This window comes from Psychrobacter okhotskensis (assembly GCF_965638355.1).
In the GTDB taxonomy this organism is placed as follows: Bacteria; Pseudomonadota; Gammaproteobacteria; order Pseudomonadales; family Moraxellaceae; genus Psychrobacter; species Psychrobacter okhotskensis.
Map to the genome: position 1 here is coordinate 382820 of NZ_OZ281822.1, position 17005 is coordinate 399824.

The window sequence follows — 17005 nt, forward strand, 5'->3', positions numbered from 1 at the left end:
ATGGTGCCAGCTTTTTTATTGCGTCATGTTTTACTGCTTAAACGTTTTACTACTTAAACGCTTTATTAACTGGCCGCTACAGTCTTGGCGTCACTAATACCTTCTAATAAACTCAGCTCATCTTCGAGCAACCCTAGCATATCTTGCAGATGCGGTAGCAGTTTGCTACAAGCAGTGATACAAAATTCAATTTTATCTTGATAGCTAGAAAGCGTGATATTCAGCGCTTGACCATCGACGATGATTGAGGCTGGGTATAGCGCTTTTAGCGGTGCACCATTCCAATATAGCGGCTTTTTGGAGCCCGGCACATTAGAGATAATAAGGTTAAATGCCTGCTTCCTTGGGAATAAACCTGTCAGCACATTGATGCCTTCCCATGCATAGGCAATGGCGCTGTAGTTGATAACTTGCGCTTTATTCATCCGTCTAAAACGACGCTTACCACTATTCACACTCTTATAAATCAATTGTAAACGCTTGGCTGGGTCGTCTAAGTGCGTGCCCAAATTGGCCATCAAAAATGAGATTTGATTGCCTGAGGCGCTCTCATCACAGCGTAATGACATGGGCACGAAGGCAATTAACGGCTTGGTCGGCAGGGCATTCATAGAGAGCAAGTAGCGACGTAATGCCCCCGAACAAACAGCGAGCACCACATCATTGACGTTAACCTCAAACGCATCAGCGATAGTACGAAAGCGCTGAATGTCATAAGATTGAGCGGCAATGCGCCGCGAGGCTGAGATACGCTGATTAAGAATACTCATTGGCGCATCAAAGGTGCCGACGTAATCTTCATCACCGTTATGCTTAAAGTTATCGATCAGCTCGGTAAAGACCGGCTTGATGGTAGACAGTTGCTCTTTTACGATACTGCGCACTGAGCGTCCAGCGGGTAATAACTTATCCACTGACTTACGGTGACGCGCTATCAGCGACCATATGGGCAAACTGACAGGTTCAGTCGGCGATTGCGACAAGGACTTTTCGACCAGACGCATGGCAGCAACACCATCGACCAACGAATGATGGATTTTGAAATACAACGCAAAACGTTCAGGGCTACCCTCGGACTCAGGCAAGATACCCTCTATCACGTGACATTCCCACAATGGCATGGCGCGGTCTAGCAATCGGCTATGCTCTTTGGAGATGTACATCAACAGCTCACGGACACGTCCGGGGTTGGGCAGCGCTACATGGCGAAAGTGATGTTCGACATCGAATTGGTCGTCTTCCTTCCAAAACAGCAGTCTTTCGAGTACCTGATTGAAGGGAAAGCTTGGTGGTACCGTGGCATTTTGCATTTGCTGCACCAGATGATAGACAAAGTCACCATTTGCATTCTGCCCATCCTGTGGTAATTCAAATAAGAACAAGCCCCCCACGTGCATTGGCTGTTTACGCGACTCAAGAAGTAAGAATAACTGGTCAACAGCGGTGAGAAGTCGCATGATAAATCCTTTTATGGCGATAAGTTATCAGTAAAAATTATGGAGTCTACCCACTATAAAGCTGCTACAGCGTTTATCAAGTGCAAACCATACGAGGGTATCGCTTGCACTTGGTTTTTTTGTATCGACCTTTACTGTGGGCTGACCGTCATTAATAAGTGGCTATTTGGCTGACGACTAAAACAATGCTTTTAAAGTATCATAGCTCCAGTGTCATCGCACCGAGTAGCATTACATTACATTGCCTCTATCTTATTATTTTATAACTGGCTTTTCATCAAAAATATATATTAAAAAATGATGGCAGCCAGTCAATAGCTACTGGAAAAAATAGCCCGTTTGTGGCGAGCTGGCAGTCGCCATTTTGCGCATCGGCATACGACCAGCTAAGAAAGCCTGACGTCCTGCCCAGACAGCATGTTTCATCGCATGAGCCATGATCACGGGGTCTTTGGCATTGGCAATCGCTGAGTTCATCAATACGCCATCGCAGCCCAGCTCCATGGCAATCGCGGCATCAGAAGCCGTACCGACACCAGCATCAACTAGCACTGGCACTTTGGCATTTTCAACAATGAGGCTAAGGGTGTGGCGATTGAGCAAACCAAGACCTGAGCCAATCAAGCTACCAAGCGGCATGATTGCCACGCAGCCCATGCTTTCAAGCTCTTGCGCGACAATTGGGTCGTCTGAAGTATACACCATGACTTCAAAACCATCATCAATCAGCACTTTTGCTGCTTTTAAGGTTTCCATAATATTGGGATAAAGGGTTTTTTCATCACCCAAGACTTCCAGCTTAACCAGATTATGTCCACCCAGTAACTCGCGAGCCAGCTTGCAAGTCCGTACCGCAGTTTCGGCATCAAAACAGCCAGCGGTATTGGGTAAGATAGTGTATTTGTCAGGGGAAATGACATCAAGCAAGTTGGGCTCGTCGCTATTCTGACCGATATTGGTGCGACGAATGGCGACCGTGACAATTTCTGCTTCTGAGGCACCAATGGCAGCCCCTGTCTCGGTCATGTCTTTATATTTGCCGGTACCGACCAACAGCCGCGACGAAAACGTTCGACTACCGACAGTAAAGGTATCTTGGGAGAGTAGCGTAGGGTTGGTAGTAGTGGGAGCCTGTGACATAACTGAAAATCCTAATAGCGAGCGTGCAAGGTTGACAGAAAAATTAACGGTAACGATGTGAGCGGTAAAGCAGCGAGCGTTAATCACTAGTTATTGATTAGCCGTTAACTCATCGCTGGTAATTACTGACTACTGGTAATTACTAACTGACTGACTAATAGTAACGCATTGTCAGCAAAATAAGAAATCACATGATAGTCTTATTGAGTCTAAAGCGGTTAGCAAATACGCCAGCCACATAAAATGCTACTCGCCCAAAACAAAATGCTATTATAACAAACTCATGCGCGCTTACTTGCAGTCTTTTTGGGTTTAGTCAATGAAGTGCGCCATGCCTTTTTGAGGCATGAAAAGGCTTTTATTTCTGCCGTTATATCTATTTATCAGGTCGTCTATATGATGCAACTGCCGTACAGTTTTGCCAAACGCCATCAACTCTTGGCCATTCTTGCTATTGATCCTGAGCTGCCAGCGACTTTAGTGCTGACCAAAGCCACGCCGTTATCAGCGATTAATGAGGCGGTGCGCTTTTTACAGCAGCAAGGCATACGCGGTGTGCCGACTTACGAGAGCATCAGTGCCGATGACTTTGAAAGACGTATGAACGCCGCTTATGCAGGCAATACGGGCGAATCACAGCACATCGCCGCTGGGCTTGAAGATCATCCCGATCTCGATAGTTTAGCAGATAGCGTGCCTGAGACTGAAGACTTGATGGATCAGCAAGACGATGCGCCAATTATTCGGCTGATTAATGCGCTGTTGTCCGAAGCGATTCGCCTTAGCGCTTCAGATATCCATATTGAAACCTTTGAAAAACGTCTGGTCGTGCGCTTTCGCGTCGATGGCGAGTTAAAAGAAATTATTACCCCAAAACGCCAGTTGGCACCATTATTGGTCTCACGTATTAAAGTCATGGCCAAGCTTGATATCGCGGAGAAGCGCGTACCGCAAGATGGGCGTATCAGCTTGCGCTTAGCAGGGCGAGAAGTAGATGTGCGGGTATCGACCTTACCATCGAGCTTTGGTGAGCGCGTGGTCATGCGTTTATTAGACAAGCAAGCGGGTCGCCTCAACATGACCTATTTGGGGCTTTCTGATAACGACTACACCGAGCTAAAGCGTTTGATTCATCGTCCGCATGGCATTATTTTGGTGACAGGACCGACAGGTTCGGGTAAAACCACCACGCTATACTCAGCATTGACGGATCTCAATGACCAAACTCGTAATATCTTGACCGCCGAAGATCCGATTGAGTTTCAGCTCGATGGTATTGGGCAGACGCAAGTCAATAATAAGGTCGATATGACCTTTGCCAAGAGTTTGCGCGCGATGTTGCGTCAGGATCCAGACGTGGTGATGGTCGGTGAGATTCGCGATTTAGAGACCGCTGAGATTGCGGTACAAGCGTCGTTAACAGGACATTTGGTATTATCAACCTTGCACACCAATACTGCCATCGGTGCGGTGACGCGCTTGCAAGATATGGGTGTAGAGCCATTTTTATTATCCTCATCGCTCATCGGTGTGGTCGCCCAGCGTTTGGTACGTACGCTATGCACGCATTGCCATACGTGGCAGCCTGCTGATAGCGAACAAGCCAAATTATTTACTGAAATTGGTATAGGGTTACATGCTGAAAGTTTAATAGCGCAGACGATTAACTTACCCAAACCCGTTGGCTGTGATAAATGTAATAATTCAGGCTTTAAAGGGCGTACCGCGATATATGAAGTCGTTCCCGTTGATGATACTTTGCGGCGGATGATTCATAGCAATACAGCGGAGTACGAGCTAGAAGAATATGCGCGCCAACAGACACCATCGATACGTGCTGATGGGTTGCGTAAAGTCATCGCAGGAAGGACAACATTGGAAGAAGTATTGCGAGTGACCAAAGAGAGCGCACTCACTGATGATATGATTGTATAAAGCGTGATTGTATAAAGCGTGATTGTATAAAGCAGAACGGTTATTGAGTCAACGTCAGGTCAATTGACTCAATAACCGTGTAACGAAAAAAGCCAGTTTGGCTTACTTTTAATAGCGCTACTATTTTGCAGCAGTGCATTCAACTTCAACGCTAGCACCCGCCGCTAACTCTGCAACACCAAAGGCGGAGCGTACAGGGTAGGGCTTAGCCAATTCAGCTTTATAGACTTTATTAAAATCATCAAAATCGTCCATGTCGGTCAGCATCGCCATACATTTGACGATGTCTGACTTTTGATAGCCGTATTTTAACAAGGTTTCATTGATATTATCTAAGGCTTGTTTGGTTTCGGCTTTGATACCGCCTTTGACCAATTTGCCATCTTTAAAACCGATTTGCCCTGACATGTATAAAGTGTCGTCGACGCGTACCGCTTCTGAAAATGGATAGTTGCCGCCATCACCCAAAAAGACAGGGCTAGATTTAGTCATGCTTGAGTTATTGGTTGCGGGTACTGCATTGGCGCTAACGGCAAATCCTAATGAGCAGGCAGCCACTAAGAGCGCCTTGGATAAATTGGCAGTAAGTTTATGAGTATATGTGGACATCGCTGTCTCCTTATTATAATGCCAAACCTAAAAATTATGATTAGCCTTGTCAAACGCGTTTAGTCTACGGTAAGTAGTACTTTCAGCCGTTTTATTCGCTACCTCATTTTTGTGAATGGTATAAGTTTATGGATTAAAAGTGCGCTATAAAAAGAGTCGTTAATAGCGCAGTCGTTGTTATGTCTGTTATTACGTTATCATTTGCTTTCGATTTTATCATCGCTTGCAACTTTGTCATCGCTTTCGATTTTAGCGCTGTCTATTGTAGTGTTAGCAGCAGAGTCAATAGCTTGTTCAGACTCAGACTTATGATTGGGCTGATTTTCTGATGTGGACTTATTATTTTGTCCTTGACGGCGTGCTTCTAACTCTGATTTTGGCACCCAAGCCCAGAGCATTTCAACGACGATAGGGTCACGCTCACTATCAGACTCGCGGTCATGAATCACGCAAGGAATAACCATTTCACCTTTTGGCGTGTTCAAAATGTCCAAGCGTTGCTCATCAGACAAGGTCGCCACTGCAGCCACTTGACCTTTTTTGATTGGGCGATAGAAATTCACCGAATACGATTTAATCAATAATACGCGGTCAGAAGGTAGGTTTAGACCTAAAATAAAGCCAGTCGCGGTTTCAGCCAGTAGGGTAATGGCAACGGCGTGGATAGAGCCGATATGGTTTTGCACCGCTTTGCTATTATTTAAGCTGACCACGACTTGGTTGGGGTCAACTGTTTCATAATAGACGCCCGTCGTGCCGACATAAGGTACAACCTTGCCAAACGCTTTGGATAAAATAGTAGAGCGTGCACCAGCGGGTAAATATTTTGTTACTGATAAGAGTTTGGTAAATTGATTGTTCACAGGCTTTAGGGTGCTCTTGGGCTTTTCGACTGGCGATTTTGTGCTGTCAGATACGGTGGCTGGCAATTTATTGCTCAGCTTGCTAGGGAGTTTTTTTAATAATCCTGACATACAAAAATCCTTCTTTAGATGGGTTAAGTAAAATTTCTAGCATGATACATTGTTCATTATAGTGGCAAATGTAGTGCATGTTATCGTAGCCGCTATGGCGACTATGGTACCTCAACCTAGATGTGGCTACTATTATTAGCATGAACTGCTGCGCTTATTAAATGGCAGTAACGTAACCATAGCATTAGCATTGATTGGGCGTTATGAGAGATCATAAGATATTTTTAGACGAAGTTATTTGCTAGATTAAGTGGCTAGCGATGTTGAGTGCAAAATAACCATGACTTGATAGTGGTATTTTAGCACGCGTTATTTATCATTTTTTATTTCCATTGTGATTGCCGGAAGAAGTTATGCCTGAGATGTCTATTCATGAGCCAACCAATATCATTTATACCGGCGTCGCTGGTACTGGTAAAACCTACCAATTGCTCCAAATTGCTCAGCAATATACCGACTACTTGCCGAGAGCGAACGATGCTGATTTGCTGGCACAGCTATTACAAACGTTAAGCTGGCGTGATGTGGTATGTTTGATATTTTTAGATTTTCACTCTGAAAAACAAGACCTTATAAAAGTACCCGAAATTGTCAGTCATGAATTCTTTGTTGCCAAAGCTGCCCAAAATGCGCGTGAGAAGAACTTAAGTAATACGGCATGGTCGGTGCTGCAAATGCACAGTCCTAGCAGCTCAAAAACCGTGACGTATAAAAACCGTGCTAGCCAAGCTTACTTTGATAAAGACCATAGCGGCGCTTGGTACTTGCTACCCGAAAGTATGGATTTATTAAGCAACTTAGCGCAGCAATTGGCAGAGTTTCAGCAAGCGCAGCGTGACAATACCGCAAGCCAGCATCAAGCTTTTAGCGAGCAGCGTTTTAGTATGGTCAGTTTTCACCAAGCCTACGGTTATGAAGAGTTTGTCGAAGGTATTCGACCTGTCATGGCAGCCTCTGGTCATAACGGTCACCATTTAAGTAAGAACCATGAGACGGGCAATAGCCAAGCACAGATGAGTTACGCCATTCAAGATGGGGCGTTCCTTAAACTTTGTCAGCGTGCTGCGCGTGACCCTAAGCGGCGCTATGCCATGCTGATTGATGAGATTAACCGAGCCAACGTCTCACGGGTATTTGGTGAGCTGCTTAGCCTGATTGAAGCTGATAAGCGCGCTGGTATGGCAAACGCTATGAGCGTGAATTTGGCCTATTCTGGACGTGCCCTTAGCGTACCAGCCAATGTCGATATCTACGCGACGATGAATACCCAAGACCATTCTTTAGCGCCACTAGACATGGCCTTGCGTCGGCGCTTTCGCTTCATTGCTTGTCCGCCAAAGCCCGAATTGTTACCCATTATCACCGCTGTTGGCAACGCTAAGCAAAGCCTAGAAGATAGGCAAACATCAGAAACCATAGATTTGGCTAAGTTGCTAACGGGTTTAAACAAGCGAATTACTCAGGCGTTGGGAGCAGAGGCGCAATTGGGTCATGCGTTTTTGTTCAACGTACAGCATTTGGCGCAGCTACAAACTGTATTGGCGGAGCAAATTATTCCGCAATTGGCACAAGCGGCTGGCGGGCAAGTCGCTATCTTGCAGTATGTGTTTAGAGATGAGCCGCAGCCGATGAAGGCGCAGTTTATTCAAGATAGCCAAGCGCAGATTAGTGATCATGTGGATGACGAGATAAATCATCAAACGAATGACGTGCGACCCAATCCATTATTTAACGGTCATAATGCCTTTTTAGGACAATCGATTAACACTGGTAGCTATCGGATTAATGCTGATCTTATCGAAAGAACAGGCGAGTTCGCCACTCTATCCGTCTACCAGCGTTTATATTGATAAGGTTGCTAGCGAGTGACGAGTAGAGTAATACAGTCTGAGAGTAAAGCGATAGGTAGCAACGCTAACAGTATCGATATTGCTAATAGCGCCAGAATAAAAGCGCTCGATGCTAATATTATGACGGTATTTGAGCATCAACGCTTAATGGCGCACGATTTCTTGCAAGCGTCTGACTTTCATTGGTTGATGGCGCAAGAGTTTGCTGTATTTACTATTAAACGCAAACAGGGGCAATGGCAACTCAAGGTCGGGCATTATATCGGTATCGTATTGTTACCGAGCGGTATGACGCTTGAGATATTACCCAAATTAATTGCCTCAGCATCTACCAGTCGCCCGCAGCAGCAGTCCTTTGAGCCCCATCAAAACAGCGATAGCGATATTGGACAAATCCGTCAATGGGTACAAAACATGCTGTCTGATTTGATCAATAGCAGTAATCAACGTAACGGTAAATCAGCCAATACAAAAAGCTTGGGTCAATTTAACTCGCAGGTAACACCGCTGCCGTTAGCTGCACCATCGCTATCAGATTGGCTCGCTCGCCAGTTTTTACAGCGCTTGGCGCATTATCAACCGACCCAGCATTACCAAGCTCAGATTGACAATCAAGCAACGCTACAAGGTCGGCTACTTATCAAAGAGCAACTGCGCCGCAATAGTGTACAACCGCATAAGTTTGTCTGTGAGCGCAGCGTGCTCAGTCAAGACATGCTGAGCAATCGTTTGATTAAAAGCGCGCTGGTATGGCTGGCACCGCTCCTGCAAACAGCCATGCCACCCAAGTCCATACAGCTCTGGCAACAAGTGCGGGCGCTTAATTACCATGAGCGGCAGCGCCTAGAGTCGGTATATCAGCAAGCAAAGCGCCAGCTAGCACTACAACCGTTGAGTCAGCTACAAGCACAGGCCGCGCAGCAATTGTTAGAGTTGGCTTACTGGCTATTGCAGCGCTCAGATATACAAACCGGCAACGGTATCGCTGCCAGCCTATCCTCTCAACCTCTATCGCGACCACGCTTGTGTCTCTTGATTGATATGAATCAAGCTTTTGAGCAATGGGCAAGCCTACGTATCGCCTCGATGTTTGAGCAACTAAATAAAAATTATCAGGCACTGCATCAAGCACAAAGCGTGTGGCTAAATGATGCAGAAGGACAGGCGTGCCTGTCTATCCGTCCGGATTTACTTATTTATCAGACCCCAAATGATGATATTCGTGAGGAGAAAAATGCTAGAAAACATCCCTACGACAATAATCAAAGCACGGCTAGCGCAAAAGAGACACGTAACTACAGCCATGTAATCGATATAAAGTGGAAGTATCTGAGCCATTCAGGTGCGCTCAGTGCCAGTGATGCCTATCAGTTGACCAGTTATGCGCAAGCGTACCAAGCAGGGCAGGTGTGGTTGGTCTATCCTGTGCAAGGCAACGTCAGACAACCTGTCGCGCTCAGACAACAGATTCATGGAAGTGGTGACGCCGATAGTCATAACTCAGCTTCTGCAAAGCTGTGGCTTATGCCTTTTGATGTGCTGAGTGGCACGCTGAATGGTGAACTACCACAAGAGTTATAGACGCTGTAATTACTTCGGTTCATAAGCAAACATTCCCACCGAAAAATGGCTCTCCAAGATAATTTTAATATAATTTGGCTAATTTATAAAATATTCGAAAATAGGTGTTGACACACTCGTCTTTTCCCCTTAATATGTGCACCTCGATAGCGAGGAACATTAAGCAGTTAGCGGCATTGCCAATAACCAATTAATCAACTTAACTATCGTGATAATAGAAAATTTCGGAGTGTGGCGCAGTTTGGTAGCGCATCTGGTTTGGGACCAGAGGGTCGTAGGTTCGAATCCTATCACTCCGACCATCTATTTTAAGAGCCTTACAGGCTTTTTTTTATGTATAATGATATTGTTTTGATGCTATAAGTTTTTGCTATTATAAACAGATCAAGATGTATAAAAGTCCTCTAAGAGCGCCTGTAGCTCAGCTGGATAGAGCATCTCCCTTCTAAGGAGGTGGCCGCAGGTTCGAATCCTGCCAGGCGCACCATTTAGCCTGCAAATCTTGCCTTCCTTGGCAATAGTTATGGCGGTTGTAGCTCAGTTGGTAGAGCCCCGGGTTGTGATCTCGGTTGTCGTGGGTTCGAGTCCCATCAGTCGCCCCATTTTATTTAGTATAATTTTCTACATAACTTTTATACCCACTAATTGCCCTCGTTGGCATTTTTTTTTCGTCTGCGTTTTTTATATTTGTGCTTTTTATATCTGAACTTCCTATCTCTGTACTTTCTACCTTTGCATTTTATTCCTTCTATCTCTTCAATTTTTTCCACTGCTCTGACTGTTTTTTGCCGGTTAGACAATCTTATTTTGTTCCTTGTTTTTTACGCACGCACTGTTGGCTTCTTTAGTTGCCAACGGACTTGTTAGGCGCTAAATTTCTTACCAGTGTTTTATGAGCGCTACAGTGAGTGAAAAATAATATCAAACCATTACGCACTGCTGATATCTATTTTGCTTGCTTGCTTGCTTGCTGTGCCTGCGCAGACAAAGATTACAAAAAGTTGATATCAGCAATAGCGTCGCGTTTTTAGGATATTTTATGAGTACAGTTAGTTTTGATTAGAGCTTAACTTTTATTTAGTTATAACTCCCTACTGCTTTTAGGGTAAAGTACCAATTATTAAGTAAATATAAATCGTTAATTAAGAGTTTCGCATGATAATGTGGGGGTCATTACGAGGATTTGGCTCATTTAGAGTTATTTATAGTCATTAAGCGCTGTCAATATTGCCAATATTAGCGTTCTTTACAGAGGCTATAAAAAATCGTATTGTTAAAAATTAGCGTTCGATATGTGTTTAGCGTACGTATAACTTTAATCGCAGTCCACAATAAGTGATTTTTCTTGTGTAATATCTCTTAGGTGGTTTATTTTGCAGGGTTAGGTTCAACTGCCATAGATTATTGAGGAAGTTATTGATGGACGCACTGAGTGTATTGCTACAAAATGTGCATTTGTTTGAGACAAAATACTATCGTTTAAATGGTGCTGGTAACTGGTCGTATTCGCTTACCAGAAAAGACACTATTCTGTTTTATTTGGTGATGTCAGGCAGCTTTTGTATCGATGTGGGCAACGGCTTACGAGAGGCACATGCTGGCGACATCATCATGGTTCCCAATGCCTATCAACACGTCAGTTATGCGCTGAATCATCATGGTGATGATGCCAAGCCATTGGATGAGCTGCTCACTAACTGCAAAGATAATACGCTTGATCTCACCAGCAATGGCGATGCGAAGTCGTCTTTGATACTGATTGAGTGCAAATACGACAAAGAGATGGTTCGTCCTTTATTATCGGTATTGCCACCGATATTGCCTGAGATTAATAATGACACCGATGGGCGATTTGAGGTTATTGATGTAGAGATTAAGCTGTTAACCTTAGAGTCTAAGCATGAGCGTATGGGCAAAACGGCGGTGATCAACCATTGGGCGAGTATTATGATGATTGAGTGTTTGCGCGTTTATATCGAAAGCATCCCCGAGGTCACAGACAATTGGCTAAAGGCAATGAAAGATCCGTTTTTGACCAAAGCGCTAGCAGCGATGCACGATGAACCGAGCAAAAACTGGACGATTTTGACGCTTGCGGAAGTCGCTGGAATGTCGCGTTCCAGCTTTGCGCAGCGTTTTAAAGACACCATTGGTATGCCACCATTGACCTATCTAATCGATTATCGCTTGCGCCTAGCAGCCCGTTATTTGCGCTTGCAGCAAAACAGTATCAGCCGTATTAGTGAGCTGGTCGGTTATGCGTCGGACTCGACCTTTAGCCAAGCTTTTAAGCGCGTCTATGGGGTATCTCCAAAAGCCTATCGTCAGCAGTACCAAAGACAGCTATTGGCTTAGTATCTTGCAATGTGTTGATTGTTAAGACAAAGCGTTAAGGTTAACGATTCGACCTTAACGTTTTTTTTGTCTTATGCCTACTTGGTTATTCAGTATTGTTGTTCAACAAGCAAACTTAAATGGCGTTATTTGATTGAGGCTATTTTGCTGCGGTACAGCTGACAATGTGTTTAGGTTCAGGTACTATGGAGTCATGAGTTGCCTAAGTGCGACCACTTGTTTTTAGCGCGTTATATTTTACTGTTTGGCATTGATATGTGGCGCGCCAAGCGATGTTTATTTTTGAAGCTGATGGTGTGTTATGACTGAACCGACCGCAAAACCAACGACAAAATCCAATAGCCAACAAGGCATCTCTACGTCTATCGAAAATAATAGCAGTATTAATAAAGACGATGTCGAAAACAATCAGCCTCTGTCAGAAGATAAGCCAAAAAATAGTGAAGAGACTTTGCCTGATAAAGCGGCGCTGCTCGCGTTATTTACCTTACCCGCTTCAGAAGAGGTTAGGAACGACAATATAGCAATTGAAAATCCAGAGACTGAAAGCACAAGGACAGAAAGCGCAGAGACCGAAAAAAAGGCTGCTAGCGAAACCAATACTGCTGCGCAGCGTGTGGCACTCTATCGCGCCCAGCACGAGCGCACACGACTACTATATATGGCTTCTACCGCCACGCGTCCCACTTATCTAGTACAAACGCTAAAAGCACAATTCGCCGAATATCAACAATATCTGCTTGCCCAGCAGCTTGATAAGCGCGGTCTAATGGATACTGATGCCATTGAGCGCCTTTGGCAGCAGCTGCATGTGGTCGACGATATTATCGCGGATATCGTGCGTCATATGCCGGCTCAGCAGCCAGCGGGTTGGCAACTGACCACTCAGGATGGTCATAATCCGCTACGTCTCGCGACGGTTGGTAAGCTTAAACATGACAAGCCTATCTTAGATCAAGCCAGTCTCAATAGTTACGTTCTTGGTCACTTTGGGGTCAGTAGTTTTACCTATGATCGCAGTTACTATATTGGCCATGTGGTCGGCTATTTATTCAGTTGTTATTTTTGCGCGCATCTGTCTATTAGCTATAGCGTGACAGCGCTCGGGCAAGAGGTCGTTGCCGATTATGATTATGCCAGTCTTGAGACCCCGCATATGGTGCGTCTGCTACAAGGCTTAGACGGTTATTGTAAAAAGCGCATTTATCAATTGGCAGTTATTTGCGCGCGGCTCAGTGTTTTTGCCAGTGACAAACGTATCGAGAGAATGTTGATCGCTGAAGTGAATGATTTTGATAAAAAATTGCAGCAACAGCATCTCGATGTTTTATTATTGCAAGGGCTGATGCCTGATAGTAATGACTCGACGCCACTCTTTTAAGTTACTTTTCATCTAAGTAGTCCGTTATCTAAGTAATCCGTTATCGAAGCAAGCCATTATCTAAGAAATTTATTGTTTAAGCACTGATTCAACCCTTTTTTTGACTACCTTAGGATATCCGCTGCTATGCCCGCTTATCATTATAAAGCGCTCGACGACCACGGCGGTGTCCAAAAAGGCTTACTCGAAGGCGATTCTGCACGGCAAGTACGTCAGCAGCTGCGTGATAAGCAGTGGACACCCGTTGAGGTCAGTGCGGTCAATGACAGACAAAGCCAACATAAAAGCCGTTATAAAAAACCGTCGGCTTATGAGTTGGCATTGCTGACCCGTCAACTATCAGTATTACTCGCGGCTGGTATTCCTTTAGAGGAAACGCTGGCTGCTGTTGCTAAACAATCCCCAAAAACCCATATCAAATCCTTGATGCTCGCCGTGCGCTCACACGTGTTAGAGGGTCTAAGCCTCGCGCGTGCCTTGCAACAAGCGGCCAGTTTTCCACCGCTATATATTGCTACCATTGCAGCGGGGGAGAAGTCAGGTCACTTAGATTTGATCCTGAATCAGTTGGCTGATTACACCGAAAACCGCTTTGCGCTACAAAAGAAAATCCAAGGGGCGATGGTCTATCCGATTGTACTGATGGTCATGGCGGTCGGGGTCATCATGGGCTTGATGAGCTTCGTCGTGCCTAAAATTGTCAAAGTATTTGAGCAGTCAGAGCAGGCGCTACCGCTGATTACCCAAATTGTACTTAGCCTATCGAACCTCATTACCCAGTGGTGGTGGCTCATGCTGCTAGTATTATCAGGAACGGCTTTCTTATTTTATCGCTTTGCCCAGACGCAAGCAGGTAAGCTGACGATAGATAGTATTGTACTTAAATTGCCGATATTGGCGCGGCTATCGAAGGGGCTTAATGCCGCGCGCTTTGCCAGTACCCTTGCGATATTGGTGCGCTCAGGCGTACCACTGATTGAGGCGCTACATATTGGCGCAGCTGTTGCCACCAACTTACATATTCAAAAAACCATTATCACTGCTGCCGATAGGGTGACGGAAGGCTCAAGCTTATCCAGTCAATTAGAAAAATCCTCATACTTTCCGCCGATGATGGTACAGATGATCAAAAGTGGCGAGAACTCAGGCGAGCTTGAAAATATGCTCAGCCGTGCAGCCAACATGCAAGAAGCGGAAGCCACCAACTTTATCAGTACCTTGCTATCATTACTTGAGCCTTTGATGTTAGTTTTCATGGGCGTGATAGTGATGATTATTGTGATGGCAGTCATGCTACCGATTGTGAATATGAATGATTTGGCGGGCTAGCTAGGGTCTATTGAACATTCAAATATTAGGACTGCTGATTGCTAAAATCGTCCCAAACCTTTTATCAAATCAGGCGTAAACCGACGATAATGTCGAGACCTTAGCTAGGTTTACAACAACGTTTGAGGTGATTTTAGTATCAGCCCCAAGTATATACAAGCAGGGGCAGGGCTATTTTTTGCCAATACATGGCGAAATTGTCTAACCTAGAACGACTAGGCGTCAAAAATTTCACTGCATATTGTCTAAAAAATAGCCACTGCCAGTACCACATTTGAATGTTCAACAGACCCTAGGGCGTGTCCTCAATTCAACCGATAGTAATCTAAATGGGCTAAAAATTGTTAAATCTTGCCAAACATCGTCAAATAGCTAGGTAATATCTCGATATTGTCTGCACTATTTTCCTTGTTTGACTGCAATTTACCTCATTTTTATCACCATTTTTAAAATGAGGACACGCCCTAATATCTTTCTAAAACTTACGCCAGCTTTCTTAAGATTTACTTACTGTTGCCTATTGTTGAAGCGCTGCCGTCTCTGCTTTTGTAACATTAGACATTAGACATTAGACATTAGACTATAGTAAGTGACATTTAACAATCATATTTAATAAGTCACATCTAAGCAGATATCATGTCTTTTAATGCTGACTAAACTTTGTCTTAAATTTGTCGCTGTTTTTTAATACTGCTTAAAACTTGTCACTGTCTCTTACGGTAAATTAGCAACGTCTATATTGATAATCTACTTGCAGAGCTGGATAAAAATAAAATCATGGTCTATAGTGATAATCGTCTTAAAATTAATCAATACGACTTGACCACCATTTTACGGTTTATACTATCTTGATACTAAAAGCGATGATAAAAGCGATGACTATGATTGACAATATTCAAGTAAAGACAATGCCACAACCTGCGAAAAGCCAAGCCAATAATTATTCAGATACAATTAATGATAAGACGCCATTGTCGGAGCAGCGCCGTCCGTCAAAGGCGTATCAGCAGTCAGGGTTCACCCTTATTGAAATCATGGTCGTCATTGTAATCTTGGCGATTTTGGCTGGTTTGGTGGTGCCAAAAGTGGTCGGGCAAAGTGATAAAGCCCGCGTTAAAACCACTGAGACCGCATTAGCGACCGTCTCAAATGCTTTGGATATGTATAAGGTGGATAACTCGCGCTATCCGACCACCGCGCAAGGTCTAGATGCCCTTACCACCCCGCCTGCAGATGCCAAAAACTATCCTGACGGTGGCTATATTAAAGGTGGCTATCCGACTGATGGTTGGGAAAACGAGATGCAATATGTCGCACCCGGTAACGAAGGTCGCCCTTATGACTTGTTTTCGTTAGGGGCAGACGGTCAGCAGGGCGGCGAAGGTCAAGATGCGGATATTTATGCCAAGCTATAGAATCATTTGACGCTATTAATGAGTGCTGCATATCAATCAATAAGGTGTTATTGGTTGATATTTTTTATTCATAGAGCAGATGCTTTGTTCTACAGTCAAAATATCCTAAAAACGCGACGGTATTGCTGATATCAATTTTTTTGTAGGCTTTGTCTGCGCAGGCACAGCAAGCAATATTGACGTCAGTAGTGGGTGATGTATTGATATTACTTTTCACTCGATATAGGTGCGTCTCTACATTTAGCTTTAAGAGCATTAATCGTAGCGTTAGGTGTTTGGCATATAATGAGCACACTATTAGGGTTTGTTGAACATTCAAATGTGGCACTGGCAGTCCTAATATTTGAATGTTCAACAGACCCCAAACATCGACAGTTGTAATCAAAGGTAGCCACTCATGATCATTTTTAAGCCAGCCACTACAGTAGTAGCAAGCAAAGCCAGTGCAAAAAAGTCTTACTTATTGTCTTTTGTTTTAGCGGCTAGTACGCTATTCACGGGCCTAATGGCGACTTCAGTGACGGCGCAAGCGGCTAGTTTGAGTGATTTATTTGGCAATCAAAACAGTGCTGCGAAGTCGAAGTTTCTGCCAGTCGATCAGGCCTTTCAAGTCGTCAGTAGCGGCAAAGCAACCAGCAACGGTACGCGCCTATCGATCGCTTTTGAGATTACGCCCGGTCATTATGTCTATAAAGACAAGCTTACCTTGAATTTTCCTAAGGGCGTGAGCGCGACACCATTTACCTTTAGTCAATCGCCCGTCTCAATTGATGATCCTACTTTTGGTAAGGTACCTGTATTTACCCAAAAAAACGTAGTGGCGACTACTACGTTGACCACTAATAACGGTAAAGGTGCCAAGAATGTACCAGTGATTATTGGTTGGCAAGGCTGCGCTAAAGCTGGCTTGTGCTATCCACCAGAAAAAATTAAAACCACGGTTAATATCGCTACGCCACGTAAATAGCATTTAACGCTA

12 protein-coding genes and 3 tRNA genes are annotated in these 17005 nt (G+C 44.4%); 11 read left to right on the top strand and 4 right to left on the bottom strand.

Annotation, left to right across the window (positions count from 1 at the left end):
- Positions 1-65: 65 nt before the first annotated feature.
- Together ACSUPM_RS01635 and ACSUPM_RS01640 are read right to left on the bottom strand one after the other, a co-directional pair.
- Positions 66-1457 carry a WS/DGAT/MGAT family O-acyltransferase gene (locus ACSUPM_RS01635; RefSeq protein ID WP_201582441.1) on the bottom strand — a complete coding sequence of 464 codons (1392 nt, stop codon included), beginning with the start codon at positions 1455-1457 and terminating at the stop codon, positions 66-68.
- A 318-nt stretch (positions 1458-1775) separates the two neighbouring features.
- A complete protein-coding gene (locus tag ACSUPM_RS01640; RefSeq protein WP_201582440.1) occupies positions 1776-2597 on the bottom strand; it encodes a thiazole synthase in 822 nt (273 codons plus the stop codon).
- 396 nt (positions 2598-2993) lie between these two features.
- Here ACSUPM_RS01640 and gspE point away from each other — a divergent pair, with 396 nt between their 5' ends.
- Complete coding sequence (gene gspE, locus ACSUPM_RS01645; protein ID WP_037025520.1) at positions 2994-4532, top strand: type II secretion system ATPase GspE; 1539 nt, start codon at positions 2994-2996, stop codon at positions 4530-4532.
- Between the two features lie 120 nt (positions 4533-4652).
- Here gspE and ACSUPM_RS01650 read toward each other — a convergent pair whose 3' ends face one another.
- Both ACSUPM_RS01650 and ACSUPM_RS01655 read right to left on the bottom strand, forming a co-directional pair.
- Positions 4653-5141 carry a RidA family protein gene (locus ACSUPM_RS01650; RefSeq protein WP_201566104.1) on the bottom strand — a complete coding sequence of 163 codons (489 nt, stop codon included), beginning with the start codon at positions 5139-5141 and terminating at the stop codon, positions 4653-4655.
- Between the two features lie 197 nt (positions 5142-5338).
- The gene (locus ACSUPM_RS01655; protein ID WP_201566105.1) at positions 5339-6115 is read right to left on the bottom strand and encodes a DUF4442 domain-containing protein; all 777 of its coding nucleotides are present in this window, start codon (positions 6113-6115) and stop codon (positions 5339-5341) included.
- A 353-nt stretch (positions 6116-6468) separates the two neighbouring features.
- On the opposite strand from ACSUPM_RS01655, the gene ACSUPM_RS01660 reads away from it, so the two are divergent.
- From ACSUPM_RS01660 to ACSUPM_RS01705, 10 genes are all read left to right on the top strand, one after another.
- Positions 6469-7965: an McrB family protein gene (locus ACSUPM_RS01660; RefSeq protein WP_436880122.1), complete on the top strand. Its 1497-nt coding sequence runs from the start codon at positions 6469-6471 to the stop codon at positions 7963-7965.
- A 15-nt stretch (positions 7966-7980) separates the two neighbouring features.
- Positions 7981-9546, top strand: coding sequence for an McrC family protein (locus ACSUPM_RS01665; protein ID WP_436880123.1), 1566 nt, complete (start codon positions 7981-7983; stop codon positions 9544-9546).
- A gap of 225 nt (positions 9547-9771) precedes the next feature.
- Positions 9772-9848, top strand: a tRNA-Pro gene (locus ACSUPM_RS01670).
- Between the two features lie 108 nt (positions 9849-9956).
- Positions 9957-10033: transfer RNA gene (locus tag ACSUPM_RS01675), tRNA-Arg, on the top strand.
- Positions 10034-10072: 39 nt separating this feature from the next.
- A tRNA-His gene (locus ACSUPM_RS01680) sits at positions 10073-10148 on the top strand.
- Positions 10149-10965: 817 nt separating this feature from the next.
- A complete protein-coding gene (locus tag ACSUPM_RS01685; protein WP_101210755.1) occupies positions 10966-11901 on the top strand; it encodes a helix-turn-helix domain-containing protein in 936 nt (311 codons plus the stop codon).
- A 301-nt stretch (positions 11902-12202) separates the two neighbouring features.
- Entirely contained in the window at positions 12203-13282 is a 1080-nt protein-coding gene (locus ACSUPM_RS01690; protein ID WP_025651741.1) for a hypothetical protein, read from the top strand.
- A gap of 126 nt (positions 13283-13408) precedes the next feature.
- A complete protein-coding gene (gene gspF, locus ACSUPM_RS01695) occupies positions 13409-14611 on the top strand; it encodes a type II secretion system inner membrane protein GspF (RefSeq protein WP_201608133.1) in 1203 nt (400 codons plus the stop codon).
- A 1034-nt stretch (positions 14612-15645) separates the two neighbouring features.
- Entirely contained in the window at positions 15646-16026 is a 381-nt protein-coding gene (gene gspG, locus ACSUPM_RS01700; protein ID WP_051395109.1) for a type II secretion system major pseudopilin GspG, read from the top strand.
- 397 nt (positions 16027-16423) lie between these two features.
- Entirely contained in the window at positions 16424-16993 is a 570-nt protein-coding gene (locus ACSUPM_RS01705; protein ID WP_025651738.1) for a protein-disulfide reductase DsbD N-terminal domain-containing protein, read from the top strand.
- The last annotated feature ends 12 nt before the right edge of the window (positions 16994-17005 follow it).

Bases quoted from the DNA above. Each gene is read 5' to 3' on its own strand.
- ACSUPM_RS01660 (WP_436880122.1), top strand. From the start codon at position 6,469: ATGCCTGAGATGTCTATTCATGAGCCAACCAATATCATTTATACCGGC.
- gspE (WP_037025520.1), top strand. From the start codon at position 2,994: ATGATGCAACTGCCGTACAGTTTTGCCAAACGCCATCAACTCTTGGCC.
- ACSUPM_RS01655 (WP_201566105.1), bottom strand. From the start codon at position 6,115: ATGTCAGGATTATTAAAAAAACTCCCTAGCAAGCTGAGCAATAAATTG.
- ACSUPM_RS01640 (WP_201582440.1), bottom strand. From the start codon at position 2,597: ATGTCACAGGCTCCCACTACTACCAACCCTACGCTACTCTCCCAAGAT.
- ACSUPM_RS01690 (WP_025651741.1), top strand. From the start codon at position 12,203: ATGACTGAACCGACCGCAAAACCAACGACAAAATCCAATAGCCAACAA.
- ACSUPM_RS01650 (WP_201566104.1), bottom strand. From the start codon at position 5,141: ATGTCCACATATACTCATAAACTTACTGCCAATTTATCCAAGGCGCTC.
- ACSUPM_RS01685 (WP_101210755.1), top strand. From the start codon at position 10,966: ATGGACGCACTGAGTGTATTGCTACAAAATGTGCATTTGTTTGAGACA.
- gspG (WP_051395109.1), top strand. From the start codon at position 15,646: ATGGTCGTCATTGTAATCTTGGCGATTTTGGCTGGTTTGGTGGTGCCA.
- ACSUPM_RS01705 (WP_025651738.1), top strand. From the start codon at position 16,424: ATGATCATTTTTAAGCCAGCCACTACAGTAGTAGCAAGCAAAGCCAGT.
- ACSUPM_RS01635 (WP_201582441.1), bottom strand. From the start codon at position 1,457: ATGCGACTTCTCACCGCTGTTGACCAGTTATTCTTACTTCTTGAGTCG.
- gspF (WP_201608133.1), top strand. From the start codon at position 13,409: ATGCCCGCTTATCATTATAAAGCGCTCGACGACCACGGCGGTGTCCAA.